This window comes from Ilyobacter polytropus DSM 2926 (assembly GCF_000165505.1).
Lineage (GTDB): Bacteria > Fusobacteriota > Fusobacteriia > Fusobacteriales > Fusobacteriaceae > Ilyobacter > Ilyobacter polytropus.
This window is the reverse complement of record NC_014632.1, coordinates 715,981-733,743: the sequence shown is the minus strand read 5'-3', so window position 1 is coordinate 733,743 and position 17,763 is coordinate 715,981. Positions and strand designations below refer to the sequence as shown.

Annotated in this window: 13 protein-coding genes; 3 read left to right on the top strand and 10 right to left on the bottom strand. The window is 34.9% G+C overall.

Features of this window, described 5'->3' with window-relative positions; translation table 11 throughout:
• Position 1: 1 nt before the first annotated feature.
• On the top strand, positions 2–1,933 hold the full coding sequence (locus ILYOP_RS03315) for an FAD-dependent oxidoreductase (RefSeq protein ID WP_013387102.1): 1,932 nt from the start codon (positions 2–4) through the stop codon (positions 1,931–1,933).
• 37 nt (positions 1,934–1,970) lie between these two features.
• On the top strand, positions 1,971–2,531 hold the full coding sequence (locus tag ILYOP_RS03310; RefSeq protein ID WP_013387101.1) for a nitroreductase family protein: 561 nt from the start codon (positions 1,971–1,973) through the stop codon (positions 2,529–2,531).
• 319 nt (positions 2,532–2,850) lie between these two features.
• Here the strand turns inward: ILYOP_RS03310 and ILYOP_RS03305 are convergent, their stop codons facing one another.
• The 10 genes from ILYOP_RS03305 to fdhF form a co-directional block, all read right to left on the bottom strand.
• Positions 2,851–3,480, bottom strand: coding sequence for a cyclic nucleotide-binding domain-containing protein (locus tag ILYOP_RS03305; protein ID WP_013387100.1), 630 nt, complete (start codon positions 3,478–3,480; stop codon positions 2,851–2,853).
• A 628-nt stretch (positions 3,481–4,108) separates the two neighbouring features.
• Positions 4,109–5,038: a cysteine synthase A gene (cysK, locus tag ILYOP_RS03300; protein WP_013387099.1), complete on the bottom strand. Its 930-nt coding sequence runs from the start codon at positions 5,036–5,038 to the stop codon at positions 4,109–4,111.
• A gap of 63 nt (positions 5,039–5,101) precedes the next feature.
• On the bottom strand, positions 5,102–6,256 hold the full coding sequence (locus ILYOP_RS03295; RefSeq protein ID WP_013387098.1) for a trans-sulfuration enzyme family protein: 1,155 nt from the start codon (positions 6,254–6,256) through the stop codon (positions 5,102–5,104).
• Positions 6,257–6,276: 20 nt separating this feature from the next.
• Positions 6,277–7,452, bottom strand: coding sequence for a MalY/PatB family protein (locus ILYOP_RS03290; protein ID WP_013387097.1), 1,176 nt, complete (start codon positions 7,450–7,452; stop codon positions 6,277–6,279).
• Positions 7,453–7,701: 249 nt separating this feature from the next.
• Positions 7,702–9,438 (bottom strand): signal peptide peptidase SppA, encoded by a 1,737-nt coding sequence (gene sppA / locus ILYOP_RS03285; protein WP_013387096.1) that lies wholly within the window; start codon positions 9,436–9,438, stop codon positions 7,702–7,704.
• An 843-nt stretch (positions 9,439–10,281) separates the two neighbouring features.
• Positions 10,282–10,458, bottom strand: coding sequence for a hypothetical protein (locus tag ILYOP_RS15725; protein WP_013387095.1), 177 nt, complete (start codon positions 10,456–10,458; stop codon positions 10,282–10,284).
• 26 nt (positions 10,459–10,484) lie between these two features.
• Positions 10,485–11,210 (bottom strand): formate dehydrogenase accessory sulfurtransferase FdhD, encoded by a 726-nt coding sequence (fdhD, locus tag ILYOP_RS03280; RefSeq protein WP_013387094.1) that lies wholly within the window; start codon positions 11,208–11,210, stop codon positions 10,485–10,487.
• On the bottom strand, positions 11,207–11,800 hold the full coding sequence (locus ILYOP_RS03275) for a molybdenum cofactor guanylyltransferase (RefSeq protein WP_013387093.1): 594 nt from the start codon (positions 11,798–11,800) through the stop codon (positions 11,207–11,209). Before ILYOP_RS03275 ends, fdhD begins: the two co-directional genes overlap by 4 nt.
• Positions 11,800–13,518 (bottom strand): [FeFe] hydrogenase, group A, encoded by a 1,719-nt coding sequence (locus ILYOP_RS03270; RefSeq protein WP_013387092.1) that lies wholly within the window; start codon positions 13,516–13,518, stop codon positions 11,800–11,802. Before ILYOP_RS03270 ends, ILYOP_RS03275 begins: the two co-directional genes overlap by 1 nt.
• Positions 13,519–13,520: 2 nt before the next feature.
• Complete coding sequence (gene fdhF, locus ILYOP_RS16020) at positions 13,521–16,193, bottom strand: formate dehydrogenase subunit alpha (RefSeq protein ID WP_013387091.1); 2,673 nt, start codon at positions 16,191–16,193, stop codon at positions 13,521–13,523.
• Between the two features lie 291 nt (positions 16,194–16,484).
• Between fdhF and ILYOP_RS03255 the strand changes: the two genes are divergently transcribed.
• Positions 16,485–17,744, top strand: a complete 1,260-nt coding sequence (locus ILYOP_RS03255; RefSeq protein WP_013387090.1) for a helix-turn-helix transcriptional regulator — start codon at positions 16,485–16,487, stop codon at positions 17,742–17,744.
• Positions 17,745–17,763 lie beyond the last annotated feature (19 nt).

The following is a 17,763-nucleotide window of genomic DNA, read 5'->3' as shown; positions in this document are numbered from 1 at the left end:
AATGAAGAAATTCATTTTATGCGGCAAAATAAATAATCCAGGAACATATAATATAGATGAAAATCGATCATTGATAGATATTTTTACTAAATTGGCAGGAGGCCTCTGGAACAACGGAAGACTGTCAATGGTTCAAATAGGTGGACCTTTCGGTGAAATTGTACTTTTAAAAGATATTGAAAATCCTCTAAGTGACTATACTAAAAACATCGATACAGATACTATCCTGTTTTTAAATGACCTTACCTGTCCTGTAGATTATGCCAGATTTTGTGTGAGATATCTTATTAAAGAGCTTAGAACTACAAATGAAACTATAGAAGAGATAGAGGAAATCATTGAGAAAATAAGCAACGGAACAAGCAAAAGAATTTTAGAACTAGACATATTAAAAGAACTTTTGGAAGAGAAAACTGTCATTCCTGCTGAAAGAAAAATGAAAAAAACAGTACTGTTTTTATTAAATAACTTTAGAGAAATTTTTGAAGAACATATTACAGAGAAAAAATGCCACCCTGGAGTATGCCATAGATTAGCTTCTGCTCAGTGTGTCAATGCATGTCCTGCTGAGGTAAATATCCCCGGTTATGTAGCATATATGGCTGAAGATGATATGGACACAGCTTATTCAGTAATGAGACAGGCCAATCCCTTATCCTATGTCTGTGGAATGATTTGTGCAAGACCTTGTGAAGAGAGATGTCGCAGAGGAGAGCTCGAGCAATCTGTAGGTGTAAGAGCACTTAAATACTTCGCTTCAACTATGGCTCTTGAAGATAACAAGATCAAAGAAGATAAACTGGAAAGTAACGGGAAGAAGATAGCTATTATCGGAAGCGGACCCGCAGGACTAAGTGCCTCTTATTTCCTTGGTCGTAGCGGTTATAATGTAACTATATACGAAGCTGAGAAAACGGCAGGTGGAGTTCCCGCAATAATGATTCCAGAGTACAGAATAAATAATGAAGCAATAAACAGAGAAATAAAACTTATTGAAAATCTTGGTGTAAAGATTAAAACAGGAGTAAAAGTAGGAGAAGATATAAAACTTGGTGAAATCAGAAAAGCCAATGATGCAACTATTCTTGCAACAGGTTTGATGACAGGTGTAAAAGTGGGCCCTGATAAAGAATATATCGTAAGTGCAGTGGATATTCTAAAAGAGATAAAGCTTCAAGGAAAGAGAAACTTCTCTAAAAAAGTAACAGTTATCGGTGGTGGAGATGTCGCCATGGATGCTGCCAGAAGCATTATGAGATGCGGATCTGATGTGACAGTTGTTTCACTTGAAGAGTATGATGGTATGCCTGCCTCTCATGAAGAGAAACATGGAGCAGCCGAAGAGAGGATTAATTTTTTAAATGGTTATACCATAAACAAGTATCTTGAAGAAAAAGATTCTTTAAAGAAAATTGAACTCAAGAAATGCATATCCACAATGGATAGTCAGTACAGGTTCAGCCCGAAGTTTGATGAAGAAAAAACTATTAAAATTGATTCTGAGTTAGTGGTAATGGCAATAGGTCAAAGAGCAGACTACAGCTATCTAGATTGTGATATAGAGATCGGTTCTGACAGATGGATATCATTTGATAAAAATACTTACAAAACAACAGCAGAAGACGTCTATGTAGCCGGAGATATGGGGGGATACTCTAAAATTGCCATCAGTGCCATAGCAGAAGCTAAAAAAGTAGCAATTAGTATTGATAAGGCTTTGGGTGGCCAGGGAATTTATGTAGGAGATGAGATTGAAATTCCTGAAAAACAGCTTGATCTGACTACATGGAATATTCCCAAACAGGAAGAAAAAGAAACAGAATCAACATACAGATGTAAAAACTTTGAAAATATAAAAGTAGTTTATACAAGAGAAGAAGCTTTAAGAGAAGCTACAAGATGTATGAGATGCGACAGAAACAGTAAGCAATAAGGCTTAATAAGTATATTTATGAAATGGGGGAATTACTGTGAATAAAATACTAGAAGTAATAAAAAACAGAAGAAGCACAAGGTCATACAAAGAGGAACAAGTCAAAAAAGATGAAATTATGGCCTTATTAGAAGCAGGTGCTTGGGCTCCAAGCGGCCATAATAAGCAACCTTGGCAATTCACTGTGGTTCAGAATAAAGAACTCATTAAAAAGATGAGTGACAGATCGAAATATACAGCAAAAGACGCAGAAAAAGAAAAAATGCGTAAAATGGCAAATAATCCTGATTTTAATATTTTTCATAAGGCTCCCACCGTAATAATTGTTTCTCATAAGAATGATGCCATTACTCCGCTAGAGGATATATCAGCAGCCACTGAAAACATCTTACTTCAAGCTGAGTCTATGGGGCTTGGTACCTGCTGGAGTGCATTTATATTTGGGATATTCAGAGGTCCTGAAAAAGAAGAATTTATAAAATATCTGGAAATTCTAGAAGGTCACACTCTGCATCACGCAATAGCAGTTGGTTATCCCAATGCAAAGGTATTTAATTATCCTGAAAGAAAAAACGATTATTTTAATTTTATAAAATAAAAGCAAATTTTTGGGAGGTATCCCTTGGATTAAAAAAAAACAGACATAAGTTACTGTGGTCTGGCTCTTGGAGTTACAGGGGTCTCACTCACCTTCCACACTTCTGCTGCTGCTATGGCACATGCAAACAGTGGTAATTTTTTAGGGGTGTCAAAGCTTTCAATGGTAGGATACTATGAAGTTATTCTTTAGTTGGTTATCCTTTTTATATTTTTTGCAGGGGCTTTAATCTTTTTTATAAAGGACTTTTTGGTTTCTCAAAAAGATTATATAATTCAGAGTCCTAACTATTAACTAGAGTTCCATAATGGAGCTCTTTTTATATTTCAGCAAATTTTTTTAATTCTTCCCAATCCACTATGGTGATAACTCTACCATCCCTTTCTACGATTCCCCTGTCAACTAACTTTCCTAAAGCCAAATAAAAGTTGCTTCTACTACACTTTATAAACTCAGAAAATAGTGAAAAATTTTTTATTCTCATCTTTCCATTTTCAGAATAGTTAAGGAGGACATAAGCAAGAAATTTTTCAATATTTTTATCTAGACGATATACCAGTTCTTCTATCAACGATAAGGAATCCATCTTGGCGTTTTTTAAACACCTAAAAAGAAAATCTCTGTCTAAAAGAAGTTCCCTGCTTCTTTCAGGTGAAACTTTAAGGATTTCAGTTTTTTCTATAGCGATATAATATAGATTGTCAATGGCCTTCCCCTCCAAAAGATAGGCATATCCACCTAGAATAGTTTCCTTTTTTGTGAGAGTCTTCAAAGGCACCCTTCTTCCCTTTTCATTTTCATAGACCAAAAGAAGCTTCCCCTTGGTCATGAGTCCAAAGGAGAATCTCAGATCGTAGTGGTATATAGTTTCAAAGGGTTCAAGCTCTATCTTTTCTTCTATATCAGTATCAGAAAATTTAAATTCATTGTTGACCTTATTTTCTTGCATTTTACCTCCTTAAATCTGTTTTTTTAATATTATATTTCCTAATGATTTATTTATCAATGATAAAATGAGGGTGACCCCCTTGGGCCACCCTCATTTTTAATATTTTAATTTTAAATAGATTATTGAATTTATCCAAAGTTCCGTTACTTTTCCTTGATGAAAAGTAACCAAAAATCAAGGCCTGTGAAAAATAAGCTAAATGCCTTCGGAAATCTAAGTAAAAATCAAAACTCGCTTCGCTCAGACAGTTGATTTTTTCTAAAGATTTCTCTCAGTCATTCTTAACGCTTATTTTATCAATGGCCAAAAACTTAAAAAAAACTTTTGTGTGAATAAACCTTGGTAAACCTTTGCGCTTATTTCTTATAGATAGATCATACGATTTTATATTTTTTGAATTTCAAGTCGCAGGGCTTATACAGGAAAGAACCTGCACTCAGCCGTCCTACAGAATAAGTTCCGCAGGGAACCGAGGACTGTAGCGTACAAAGGCGATAAAAGAAATATATACTTCCTAGACATTTGAAAATTCTTGAACTTTTGGTTATGCCCTGACCGAAGGGAGGAAACACTCTTGGGGTGCTTTTCTTTCAAGAGAAAAGTAACAGGTTCAAATAAAGTCACTAATTTATTCATCTTTAAACAAAGATGTAGAAAGATACCTCTCCCCAGTATCTGGAAGGAGAACAACTATATTTTTACCAGAATTTTCAGGTCTCTTGCCTATTTCAGTGGCTGCAAAAAGTGCTGCCCCAGAGGATATTCCAACCAGAAGCCCTTCTGACTTAGCAAGTTTTCTTGAAGTTTCAAAGGCACTTTCATTTTTGACTTTAAATACCTCGTCTATTATAGATTCTTTCAGCACAGTTGGCACAAATCCAGCCCCTATACCCTGTATCTTATGAGGCCCTGGCTTCCCTCCCGAAAGCACCGGAGAGTCCTCTGGCTCTACAGCTATTATCTTTATATCTGGATTTTTTTCCTTGAGAGTTTCTCCTACTCCTGTTATAGTTCCTCCAGTCCCAACTCCAGCTATGAAGATATCTACTTTTCCCTCAGTATCTCTCCATATCTCCTCTGCTGTTGTCTTTCTATGGATATCGGGGTTGGCTGGATTTTCAAACTGCTGAAGAATAATAGCATTAGGAATAGTATCTGCAAGTTCTTTAGCCTTGTTTATGGCTCCTTTCATTCCCTCTGACCCAGGTGTCAAAACAAGCTCAGATCCTAGAGCTTTCAGCAGGTTACGTCTTTCCACACTCATGGTATCTGGCATGGTCAAGATAAGCCTGTATCCCTTAGCCGCAGCTACAAAAGAAAGAGCTATACCTGTGTTTCCACTTGTTGATTCTACTATTACGCTATCTTTATTTATAATTCCTCTATCTTCAGCATCCTTTATCATCGCATAGCCGATTCTGTCTTTTACACTTCCTAAAGGATTAAAATATTCTAATTTGGCGATTACCTTAGCCTTTAATTCGTTGGCTTTATTATAATTTGAAAGTTCCAGTAATGGAGTATTTCCTATTAAATCTACTAAACTCTTAGCTATCATTTTTCACCACTCCTTTGTGTTTATTATTAAAAAAACAATAATTTTTTAATCCAAAAGAATTTTCTATATATTCTTCAGAGCCTGATCTAGGTCATTGATAAGATCTTCTGCATTCTCTATTCCTACCGATAGTCTGAGGAGTTTATCTGTTACCCCTATTCTGTCTCTTATCTCCTGAGGTATAGAGGCGTGGGTCTGGGTCTGTGGATAGGTTATCAGACTCTCTACTCCCCCTAAACTTTCTGCAAATGTTATTATTTTTACATTTTTCAAAATCTCTTCCACTGCCTGGACATTTTTTACTGTAAAAGAGATCATAGCACCAAATCCCCTAGCCTGTTTTAAAGATATTTCGTGGCCTTTATGCTCTGGAAGTCCCACATAATAAACTTCATCTATTCTGTCTTTTTGTTGCTTTAACCAATTGGCTATTTTCATGGCACTTTCTTGCTGTTTTTCCATTCTGATAGCCAGGGTTTTTATACCCCTCAGAATAAGCCAGCTGTCAAAGGGAGATAAAACTCCACCTACGGAGTTCTGCAAAAATCTAATTTTTTCAATTATTTCCTCGTCATTTAATACAACAAGTCCTGCCAAGGTATCATTATGTCCTCCCAAAAATTTGGTTCCACTGTGTACAACTATATCTGCCCCAAGTAAAATAGGATTCTGAAAATAAGGACTCAAAAATGTATTATCCACAATAGTTAATGCCTTATTAGACTTAGCTAACTTTATAATTTCCGCTAAATCTGTGACCTTCATCATAGGGTTAGAAGGAGTCTCTATAAATATAGCCTTTGTGTTTTCTTTTATAGCTTCTGATACCAATTTGGTATCTGTTGTATCTACGAAGCTGTGACTTATGCCATACTTATTATACACCTCTTCAAAAAGTCTATAGGTCCCTCCGTATAGATCATCTGATACGATTATATGATCTCCAGGAGAAAATATATTAAGAACTGCAGAAATTGCCGCCAATCCTGTTGAAAATGCAAATCCAGCTTTAGCTCCCTCTATACCTGCCACTGTGTTCTCAAGTTCCTCCCTTGTTGGATTTTGGAGTCTAGAATAATCATAACCTGTTGTCTCGTTTAGGGCAGGATGTCTAAAGGTAGCCGTCTGATAAATAGGATAGCTAATGGCTCCCGTATGTTCGTCATACCCCTTATATCCATGCACAACTTTTGTATCTATAAATTTATCTTTTTCCACCTGTATCAACTCCCCCTAGTTTATATACTGTTTACAGCTTTTTCCAGTCTATTCAAAGCTTCTTCAAGAGTATTTTTAGTACAGGCTATATTCATTCTTTGAAATCCTTTCCCTTCTTCTCCGAAGCTGCTACCATCATTAAGTAAAATTCCGGCTTTTTCTATCATAAATTTTTTAAGTTCTTCGTCATTTAATCCTAAGCCGCTGCAGTCTATCCATAACAAATAGGTAGCTTCAGGTTCTATGAGTTTGAGTTTTGGAATCCTGTTTTCTATTCGTTTTTTTACAAGTTCCTTATTTTCTTCTAGATAATCCAAAAGTTCCTCTAACCATGATTCTCCATATTTATACGCAGTTTCACAGGCAACCATCCCAAATACATTCAATCTTGAAACCTCTATATTTTCAAGAGCAATTTTGTACTCCCTTCGGAAATTTTCATTTGGTATTATTATGTTAGAGCTCTGAAGACCGGCTAAGTTGAAAGTTTTACTTGGTGCAGTACAAATTATGGAATTTTGCTCAAATTCCTTTGATATACTTGCAAAAGGTGTATATTTGTATCCTTTATACACAAGATCAGAATGAATTTCATCTGATATCACTATTATATTATTTTTAATGCAAATTTCTCCCAGTTTTATCAATTCATCTCTTGTCCATGCCCTTCCAACTGGATTATGTGGATTGCACAGAACCATTATTTTTGTTCTTTCATCCGTAAGCTTTTCTTCAAGATCATCAAAGTCCATCTTATATTTTCCATTAACTAATTTAAGAGAACTACTCACAAGCTCACATCCGCTTTTTGTCACGGCTCCAAAGAAAGGACTGTAAACTGGGGTTTGTATAAGTACCCTGTCTCCAGGATGAGTCAGTGCACGTATCGCAAGATTGATCCCTGTTACCACTCCGGGACTAAAGCATAACCACTCTTTTTTAATTTCCCAGTTGTATCTTTTTTTTGTCCACTCTGACAGTGACTCAAAGTACTCATCCTTCATCTCACTATAACCGTATATTCCCTGGGTTGCCCTCTCAATAATAGCCTTTTTAACTTCAGGTACAGTTTCAAAATCCATATCTGCTATCCACATAGGAACGATATCCTGTTTATCTGATATTTTTTTTACAGTATTCCACTTAAGAGAATCCTTTATCTCATGGTTAAAACCTCTGTCAAAGTTATACTTCATATTCTCCCCCTGTTTTTTCTTCGCAATAATTGTATTTCCTTTAATCTGTACCTATCAACAAAAGATCTTATTTAACAATCTTTTTAAAACTACACTTAATACACGTATATTTGTATTTATATAAATTTAACATAATTTACCTTATTAATCAAGAAAATTTATATTTTTATGAAAAATAAACAAAATAATAATAAAATATAATATTCGATTTTATCAGCAATAAAAAATCAGGGAAAAATCCCTGATTTTTTAAATCCTATATGGTAAATAAGTCACCGGTTTAATAATAAGTTCACTCTCTGTCATATCTTTTTCTTTATTAAATTCCATATTGAGAAGACTGTTGAATTTATTATAAAAATTTTCTAAATATTTGTAATTCATAAATAATTTTTCAAAAGGATTTTCTCTTCTTATCTCTACCACATTGTATTCAGACAGCTGAAGGTCCTTGGCCATAATCTTTATAGTATCCTGGAGCCCCCCTATACCATCTACAAGACCTTTTTCCAGAGCCTCCTCACCTAGCCATACTCTTCCTCCTGCCAGAGATTCCATCTGACTCATTGGAATATTCCTTCCTGAACTCACTCTTTCTTTAAATTCAGAATAAATTTTAGAGCTAGATTCATAGATTCTTTCCCTTTCTCCCTTTGTCATTCCGTCAGTTATAGAGTAAATTCCGGATAATTTTCCTTTTTGTACAGACTCAATTTTGATTCCCAATTTTCCAGCCAGCTCACTTACATCAGGTACTAGGCTTACTACCCCTATAGATCCTGTTATGGTATCCCTTTCTGCAAAAATTCTATCTCCTGAAGCCGATATATAATACCCTCCTGAAGCTGAAGTTCCACCCATAGACACATAGACAGGTTTTTCTATACTTCTTATTTTAGCATTTATAACTTCAGATGCCAGAGCAGACCCTCCTGGAGAATCAATTCTTAGAACTATTCCCACCACATTTTTATCTCTAACTGCCATATTTAGCTCAGATATAATTGTATCTGGAGTTATTGATTGTTGTGCTCCTCTTCCGCTGTTTGAATATAATATTTCTCCATCACCGTAAATTACCGCTATTTTTTTCCCTGAACTCTGATGTCCAACTACACTTCTGGCATATTTTCCCAGAGTTGTTATATTTGCTATCTTTCTCTCTTTTAAAAATTCATGGTAATACATTAGAGAATCTACAAGTTTCTCCTCCTTCATTTTAAAAGCATCTGCCAAAACGAAATCTCCATTAAGTATTTTTCTACTCAGTGTTCTTTCATCTATATTTCTAGAAACAGATACATCCTGGACAAAATTATAATATATTCTGTCTAACAGTCTGGTGATATTCTCTCTGAACTCAGGTGACATCTCTTCTCTCACATAGTTTTCACCGTAAGATTTATAATCCCCAACATGTATAACATCATATTTTATTCCTATTTTATCACTGAGCCTTTTCATATATGGAAGCTCCATAAAGTATCCCGATATATTTGACCCTGCCCCCCTGCTAGGAGGCATAATTATCTCATCTGCATTCACTGCTAGAGAATAATTTCTGTTTTGAAACCCTCTAGAAAATGCATATACTTTTTTACCTACTTCCCTGTACTCTTTGATTTTTCTTCCAAGTTCCTCTACCTGGGCTCTGTTTAATGCCACACTATCAACTTTTAAAATAAGTCCATCTATCCTTTGATCATTTTTCCCTTTATCAAGATAATTCAGCATGTTATAAAAATTGACTTTTTCACCCTCTATTGTAAATATAGAAAGGCTTCCCCTTTCTCCCACAGGGTTTGATAAATCTAACTCAATATATGTATTTTTCCTTATTGGAGCTTTTTCCACCGGAGTTTTTGGAACAAAGACCGTTAGTAAAATTATTAATATCACCATAACCATCACTATCTTTATAAGAAAAGAGGCTATCTCTTTCATTATAAATAGAAGGGCGTTTTTAAACCATCTAAACACAATCATATTCTACCTCCCAGAAATATTAGTCTATCATTTACTATACTTTATTCCAATACTCTTTGCAATTAAATTCTCTTTCTTCAGGTAAAATTTTGATGCCATAAATACTTTTTTCTGCACAATATTATAAATTCCTGTAAATTTAAGTATATTTCCCCTTTATCTTTTACACTTATTCAACTTATACAACCATTTATATTAATAGTTTTTCAAATTATCAATATTTACAACCAATATTTTTTAAACACTATAACTACTATTATTAAATAACCTCAATTGTCCTTTTACTTCAAATTAAAGTATTAAATTTATCCAAAAGCTTCTGTTACTTTTCCTTGATGAAAAGTAACCAAAAATCAAGGCCTGTGAAAAATAAGCTAAATGCCTTCGGAAATCGAAGAAAAAATCAAAACTCGCTTTGCTCAAACAGTTGATTTTTTCTAGAGATTTCTTTCAGTCATTCTTAACGCTTATTTTATCAATGGCCAAAAGAATTTCAAAAGATTTAAAAAAAATCATTTAAAGATTTTAAATTCCCCTTTAAAAAATACCGTTAAGAAATCATCTTGTGAAATCCACTTTCATTGAAATAAGGAGGTTTACCGACTATATTTCAATAGAAAGTTAGTTCAGAAGGGATTTTAGGTATTTTTTTGGGGTGCCTTTTCTTTGGTTACTTTCTTTGGGCAAGCAAAGAAAGTAACACAGCTTTTGGATAAAGTCAGTAATTTATCTAAATCTCTTTCAAGCAGCAACTCAAATTAATTATCAAAACTATTAAATCATATTAATAAAAACTCAAAAATATAGAAAAAAGAGCAGTAAAATCCTGCTCTTTCATTATTTCTAGTTATCTATAAACTGTATTTCTTTAATCCCCACTACAGATCTCTCAGTTTTTAGAGACACCTCATATATTATGCCATCTATATCACTGCTAAGTTTATCCAAAATTACCGTCCCTAGCTCCTTTGTTACACTATAGTCCCCGACTACTTCGTATATATACTGGACAAAGTACATGATCGAAACCTCCCAGTCACTTTATTTTATCTTTCTATATAGGTTCCCTCTACTTCATTATAAATAAGTGGTTCATTACTACCTATTCTACCTATAAGATTTACCTTATATTTGTTTGCTATCTCTATTGCCATATTACTGGTTATTCTCATAGAAGCCACCACAGGAACTCCTGCACCTGCTGCCTTTACTACCATGTCTGAAGACACCCTTCCTGTTATTACTACAGTTGACCTTTCTAGGTTCATACCCTCAAGAAGAGCAGCCCCTATAACCTTATCCACTGCATTGTGCCTTCCTATATCCTCCCTTACAATGACCCTTCCTTCATTATCTTTTATCGCAGCTGAATGGGTTCCCCCAGTAGTCTGGTGAAGTCTAGCGGATTCAAGCATCTCCCCAAAGGTTTCCTTTATATTCCCCATTTCCACTCTGTATCCTGATCTTATATCTCTTTTATAAAAATCCAATTCCTTAGGAAGTTCACCGCTTCCGCATCCGCTCATAACTATATTTTTAATGCTGTATACTTCATCTTTTAATTTTTTGCTCACAATGGCAAATATTCTTTTACCGCTGCTACAAGGAGCCGCGCCCATAAACTCATCTACACATTCTATTATACCCCTAGAATAAAGATATCCCAGAGCCATCTCATCAAGGTTTTCAGGGGTGCACATAAATGTTATCATTTTTTTACCGTTTACAAATAGTTCCACAGCTTCTTCAGTAAAAACATTTGACTTTCTCATTCTTTCTCTCCCCCCACCTCTCTTAGCTCCTCTATGGTATTTATATTTCTAAATCCATTTTTTATATCTATGTTTTCAGGCAGTTTATCTATATCCACTTTTTTTACAGGATTATTATCATAAAGAAAAGCGATTTTGTGCATCTTTGATTCTATAAGTTTTTCTATATCACCAATAAGAGATTTTTTATAAAGCGCCGTCAATGGTTCTCTTCCCTCTCTGTGTACTGGCAAAGCTACTTTATAATCTCCTGACATCTCTCCCAGGTACTTCAAAAAATTTCTGTTTTGAAATGGCGTGTCACAGGAGAGAATTAGTACCTCGTCATAAGAGCTGTTTATGAGTCCGGTATATATGCCTCCAAGGGGGCCTATTCCCTTTACTCTGTCTTCTACCACTTTTATCTTGTGATCTTTATACTTTTCAGGGCTGTTAGATACTATGAGTATTTCCTCATACCCGTCCACCTTTTCCAGTATACACTGAATAAAAGTTTTTCCATTATATTTTAAAAATGCTTTATCTATATGTCCCATCCTGCTGCCTTCTCCACCGGCAAGGATTACAGCAGTTTTTTTGTATCTTGACATTAACTTTTGTCGCTGTATGTGGTATGCAATAGGTGGTGGCTTTTATGGCCACATGGATCTTCCAAGTAGTTTTCATAAAGCCTCTTTATTTCCGGATTATCATGGGACCTTCTCAAAGTACTTGTTTTGTCAAAACCGTGCATACCTTCCATTCTTTGTCTTCTCACATCCAAATTGTCAGGGATAGGTGCCCCTCCACCGCTTATACATCCACCGTGACAGGCCATTACTTCTACAAAATCATAATAAAGCCTGCCGGATTTTATGCCCTCCATCACCGAATGTGCAGATCCAATCCCGTTTACAACGGCTAGCTTAAGTTTATTTTCCCCAATCTCTACGGTGGTTTCTTTTACATTCTTGAAGCCTCTTATCTCTTCAAATTCAAGAACTCCGACTTTTTCTTCACTTAAAATAGTGGCTACAGTTCTAAGAGCTGCTTCCATTACTCCTCCAGAAGTACCAAAAAGTCTTCCTGCACTAGAACCCTTACCCATAAATGAATCGTATTCCTGCCCATTAGGCAAAGCAGCAAAATTTATGTTATTCATTTTTACAAGCTTTGCAAATTCTCTAGTTGTAATTACTACATCTACATCCCTTACTCTGTCGTGATCCTCCATCTCAATTCTTTGAGCCTCACCTTTTTTAGCAGTACAAGGCATTATAGATACCACTACGATATCCTCCTTTGGTACTTTAGATTCTTCAGCATAATAACTCTTTGCCAAGGCACCGAATATCTGCTGGGGAGACTTACAACTAGATAAGTTCCCAAGAAATTCCGGATGATTTTTTTCCACGTAATTCACCCACCCAGGACAGCAAGATGTAAACATCGGAGTCTTTCCCTTTCCTTTGGTAAGACGCTGTATCAGCTCTGTTCCCTCTTCCATGATTGTTACATCAGCAGAATAATCTGTACTAAACACCTTGGAAAATCCAAGTTTTTTTAATGCCCCTACCATCATAGAAGTAACGTCCTGCCCAGGGGCTATAAAAAACTCCTCCCCTATAGTGTGTTTTATTGCAGGAGCCATCTGCACAATAAAGTGCTTTTCTCTTTTTTTAAGCTCTCTGCTTAATTCAGAAACAGTGTTATTTTCAACAAGGGCTCCCACTGGGCAGACCTTTACACACTGACCACAGCTTATGCACTTTGTCTCAGATAAGTTCTTCCCACCGACTAAGACTATCTCTTTTTCTCCGTCGACTACCTCTACATCGTAAACCCCTATACCCTGAATGTCTTTGCATACAGCCACACATTTCTCACATTTTATGCACTTGTTCATATCCCTTACCATCCCTTCAGATGATCGGTCTATTTCATACATCGTAACTGGCTTTGAGTTTCTGTTTTCCACTCCGTACTCATAACAGGCATCTTGCAGCTGACAGTCTCCCTTTGCTTTTTCACATGTCAGACAGTCATTTGAATGGTTTTCCATAAGTTTTTCAAGGATATCTTTTCTCCTTGCCTCTATATCATCTGTATAAGTTCTTATTACCATACCCTCTTTTGGTTTTGTAGAACAGGATTTTACCAGTTCTCCGTCTATGTCTATTACGCATATTCCACAAACATCCTGACTACCTAGATCTTTATGATAGCAAAGAGAGGGAATATCTATACCCATATTATCAAGATTTTCCAATAGACTTATTCCACCGTCGAAGATCGTTTCTTTATTGTTTACAGTTAATTTAATATCCATTCCTAGTTCACCTCACATTTTTCCACAGACACAGCTGTCAATTTTAATTCAGGTTCCCCTGACTTTACATCAATTGCATCTGTACCTGTAAGTACATTAGCCGACCCTTCGGCAAAGTGGAATGTCATAAATACAGTTCCGTCTTGTATAATATCTGTTTTTAAAACCTTAGTTTTTACGCTTCCTCTTCTAGAAGTTACTTTTACCATGTCTCCATCTTTTACCCCGATTTTTTCACAGGTAAGAGGATTCATCTCAATATAAGATTCTGGAGACTTTTTGTGCAGACCTTCAGTCTTTGCAGTCATGGTTCTTGTATGATAATGATAAAGATTTCTACCATTTGTAAGAATTATAGGATACTCTTCATTTATAAGATCTCCAGGAAGCTCATACTCTACAGGCACTATCTTCCCTTTACCTCTAATTGCACCATCTACATGAAGTATTGGAGTTCCAGGATGATTTTTATCCTTTACAGGCCACTGGAGTCCATCAACTTCTATCCTGTCATATGATATTCCTGCATACTGAGGTATAAGAGTGGCTATCTCATCCATTATCTCAGATGGATGTGAGAAATCTTCCTTATAACCAAACTTATTTAAAAGTTCAGTAAATATTTTCCAGTCGGCCTTGGCATTTGGTACAGCCTGTACTGCTTTTCTTACCCTCTGAACCTTTCTTTCGGTATTTGTAAAAGTTCCATCTTTTTCTGCAAATGACAAAGCCGGAAGGATAAGGTCTGCTTTTTTAGCTGTTTCAGTCATAAATATATCCTGAACAACTAAAAAATCCAACGCTTCCAAAGATTCTAATATATGTTTTGTATCAGGATCAGATACAACTGGATTCTCCCCCATTATATACATAAATTTAACATGCCCATGATGAGCCGCATCCATAATCTGAGGTAGAGTCAGCCCTACTTTTTTGGGAACTTCTACTCCCCATAGTTTTTCAAATTTATCAATAACATTTTTATCTAATACCTTTTGATACCCTGGATATTCGTCTGGGAATGCTCCCATATCGCAGGACCCCTGTACATTATTTTGTCCTCTAAGAGGGTTTATTCCAGTTCCAGGTCTTCCCATCTGCCCGGTAATCAATGCCAGATTAGACAAGGCTATTACATTATTTGTACCTGTTTTAAACTGAGTAATTCCCATTGCATAATAGATAGAGGAAGCCTTACTTGTAGCATAAAGTCTTGCAGCCCTTCTGATATCTTCAGCAGACACTCCTGCTATTTCAGATACTTCTTCAGGTGTATATTTTGCTACCATTTTCTTTAGTTCTTCATATCCTTCAGTATGATTTTTTATATAATCAGCGTCAACTAAACCTTCAGTTATCACTGTGTTTATCATTCCGTTTATAAGAGCTATATTAGCTCCTACCTTAACCTGCATAAATACTTCAGCATCATCAGCTAAATCTATTCTTCTCGGGTCTGCTACTATCACTTTAGTACCATTCCTGAATGCCTGTTTGATTTTTGCCCCTATTACAGGGTGATTTTCCCTTGGATTTGACCCGATTACAAATATCAGATCTGAATCCTTTGCTTCTGAGATACTATTTGTCATAGCACCACTTCCTAATGTAGTTGCAAGCCCGGCAACTGTTGAGGCATGTCAAAGACGTGCACAATGATCTATATTATTAGTTCCTATACCAACCCTCATAAATTTTTGAAATACAAAGTTATCTTCATTTGTACATCTAGCAGATGCTAACCCTGCAAAGGCGTCAGGACCAAATTCATCTTTTATCTTAGTCGCCTTGCTTAAAAACAGGTCATACGCCTCTTCCCAGCTAGCTTCTCTAAATTTTCCATTTTCCTTTATAAGAGGTGTTTTCACTCTTTCTGGATGATCTATAAACTTATAACCAAATTTCCCCTTTACACAGAGTAACCCATCATTTGGAGCCATATTTATAGGCTCTACCCCAACAATTTTATTTCCTTTAGAGAGAAGATTAAACTGGCATCCTACACCACAGTATGAGCATGTCGTCTGTGTCCTTTCTACTTCCCATTTCCTAAATCTGGTTTTCTCCTTTGGCTGTAGCGCTCCCACCGGGCACACACTTACACAGTTTCCACAGAAGGCACAGTTAGATTCATCTATTTTAACACCTTCAGAAACTAACACTTTCTTAGTTACTGGATCTAATTTTAATACATTGTTACACTGCAGTGTTTCACATACCTTTACGCACTTGCCACATGAAATACATTTATTAGAATCAATTGTAAAAAAAGGATTACTTGAATCTGCCATCAGACTTTCTTTGCAGGCATTACTTGTCTGTTCCACATTATACTCATAGCAATAATCCTGAAGTTTACAATCTCCGGATTTCACGCATCCCAGACAATCTAAGGGATGATCCTCTATGATCTCTTTCAGAATACCTTTTCTCATATTTGTCACTGCATTTGTATGTGTTTCTATGACCATACCATCTTGAGCCTCTATTTCACAGGCTTTTTTAATCTCACCATTTACTTCGACACTGCATATACCACAGCTTTCGTTCTTTTCTATTATCCTTGTATCGTGACAGAAGCTAGGTATCTCAACTCCAACTTCTCCCAGTACATCGATAAGTTTTTTCTCATGAGAAACATTATAATGTTCTCCGTTAACTAATATCTTCACCATCACCCTCCTTATATTCTATATGTTTTTTACAGTATAATATTTCTAGAGAATCAATATAATTTCAATTTAACACTTTTTTTATTCTATATAGTTATATTAAAAATCATTTTTTACAGACAAAGCGAACTGTTAAAGTACAACTGAAGAGTTTCCAAAATGATATAAGAATATAAATGAAACTTTTAATACCTTTTTTCCCTTTTCCTTTATAAAAATTGGCTTTATTTATAATTTTTTAAATGTTAAAATAAATAAAAATATATTTTATACAATTAACTATAATCCTGTGGGGTGATTTTCATTAACAGAAATATTATATCCAAACTAGAAAATTTAATAAAAGATCACAACAAAGATACATACTATGAATATCTGAGGATCTTACATCTTTATAAGTACTTTATCGGAAATATACAAGAATTTACTCCCAATGACAGACTAGAAATCCTTTCATTTTTTTATGAATCCGTTTTAGGAGATGTAGAAAATATTTACTCAAAGTTAGAAACTACAGATAGTTTTATATTTAAAGGAGATAAGTTCAGAGAAAAAAACTTTAGGATGGCTTTAGAATACTTTAGAAACAGATATGAATTTTCCCTTTCCAATGAAAAAAGTATCGATCTTATTGAAAAAAATAATGCTCTCTACTCTTCATCACTTATAGAATTTTTAAGGCGAAATGCCAGAACTTTAGACGAGGTTTTTAATTTCAATGAACATCGTTTTAGAGACAAACTAGAGAGCCTTCCTTCTGAAAAAGATTTTTACAGAATATATTCAGATGATTATTCAGATATAATTATCATCAGAAAAAATTTTTTTTCTGATATGAATCCTTCATTTTTTTCAAGAGATGGACTTATAATAAGATTTTGCCAAACTGGTCAGATCGGTTTTGAAAAAGATGCCATCTTTTTACATGAAAGGGAAGCCTTATTCTCTAAAGGAATTTCCCTTGGAGACTACAAAGTCTTATCTCAAAATATCAGCTATGTTACCCTTCATATTAAAGATAAATTTTTTAAGGATTTTCAGATTGATTTCCCTGAGTATGTTCTAAAAAAACTCCCGTGGAAATTGGATTCATCTACACTTTATAAGCTAGATAACCTTGTTTCATTTAAGAATTCAAGAATAATAATGTTAAATTTCATAACAGATATTATTCTCAGTTTTTTAGGAGAAGAGCATAGATTAGATTTAGAAAGAGCTACAAATAAAGAATTGAATAAAATTATAGAATATATAGAATACAATATAGATAATGACCTAAATGTGGCTCAGATCAAACGTGAGTTTGGTCTCAATAAAAATAATCTAGCCTCTTTGTTCAATAATAATTTAGAGATGTCTCCCTCGAAATATATCATAAATAAAAAACTAGAAAAAGCTTCCCAACTTCTTCTAGAAACAGATATTTCAGTTACAGACATTGCTTTTAGACTAAATTTTTCCAGTGGAAGTAAATTTTCATCACACTTTAAGAAAAAATATTCCCTTACTCCTCTGCAGTTTAAAAAGAAATTCGAGAAACTAACCAAAAAATAATAAAATTATAAAGTTTCTT

Bases quoted from the DNA above. Each gene is read 5' to 3' on its own strand.
- ILYOP_RS03315 (WP_013387102.1), top strand. From the start codon at position 2: ATGAAGAAATTCATTTTATGCGGCAAAATAAATAATCCAGGAACATAT.
- ILYOP_RS03305 (WP_013387100.1), bottom strand. From the start codon at position 3,480: ATGCAAGAAAATAAGGTCAACAATGAATTTAAATTTTCTGATACTGAT.
- cysK (WP_013387099.1), bottom strand. From the start codon at position 5,038: ATGATAGCTAAGAGTTTAGTAGATTTAATAGGAAATACTCCATTACTG.
- ILYOP_RS03290 (WP_013387097.1), bottom strand. From the start codon at position 7,452: ATGAAGTATAACTTTGACAGAGGTTTTAACCATGAGATAAAGGATTCT.
- sppA (WP_013387096.1), bottom strand. From the start codon at position 9,438: ATGATTGTGTTTAGATGGTTTAAAAACGCCCTTCTATTTATAATGAAA.
- ILYOP_RS15725 (WP_013387095.1), bottom strand. From the start codon at position 10,458: ATGTACTTTGTCCAGTATATATACGAAGTAGTCGGGGACTATAGTGTA.
- fdhD (WP_013387094.1), bottom strand. From the start codon at position 11,210: ATGAGAAAGTCAAATGTTTTTACTGAAGAAGCTGTGGAACTATTTGTA.
- ILYOP_RS03275 (WP_013387093.1), bottom strand. From the start codon at position 11,800: ATGTCAAGATACAAAAAAACTGCTGTAATCCTTGCCGGTGGAGAAGGC.
- ILYOP_RS03270 (WP_013387092.1), bottom strand. From the start codon at position 13,518: ATGGATATTAAATTAACTGTAAACAATAAAGAAACGATCTTCGACGGT.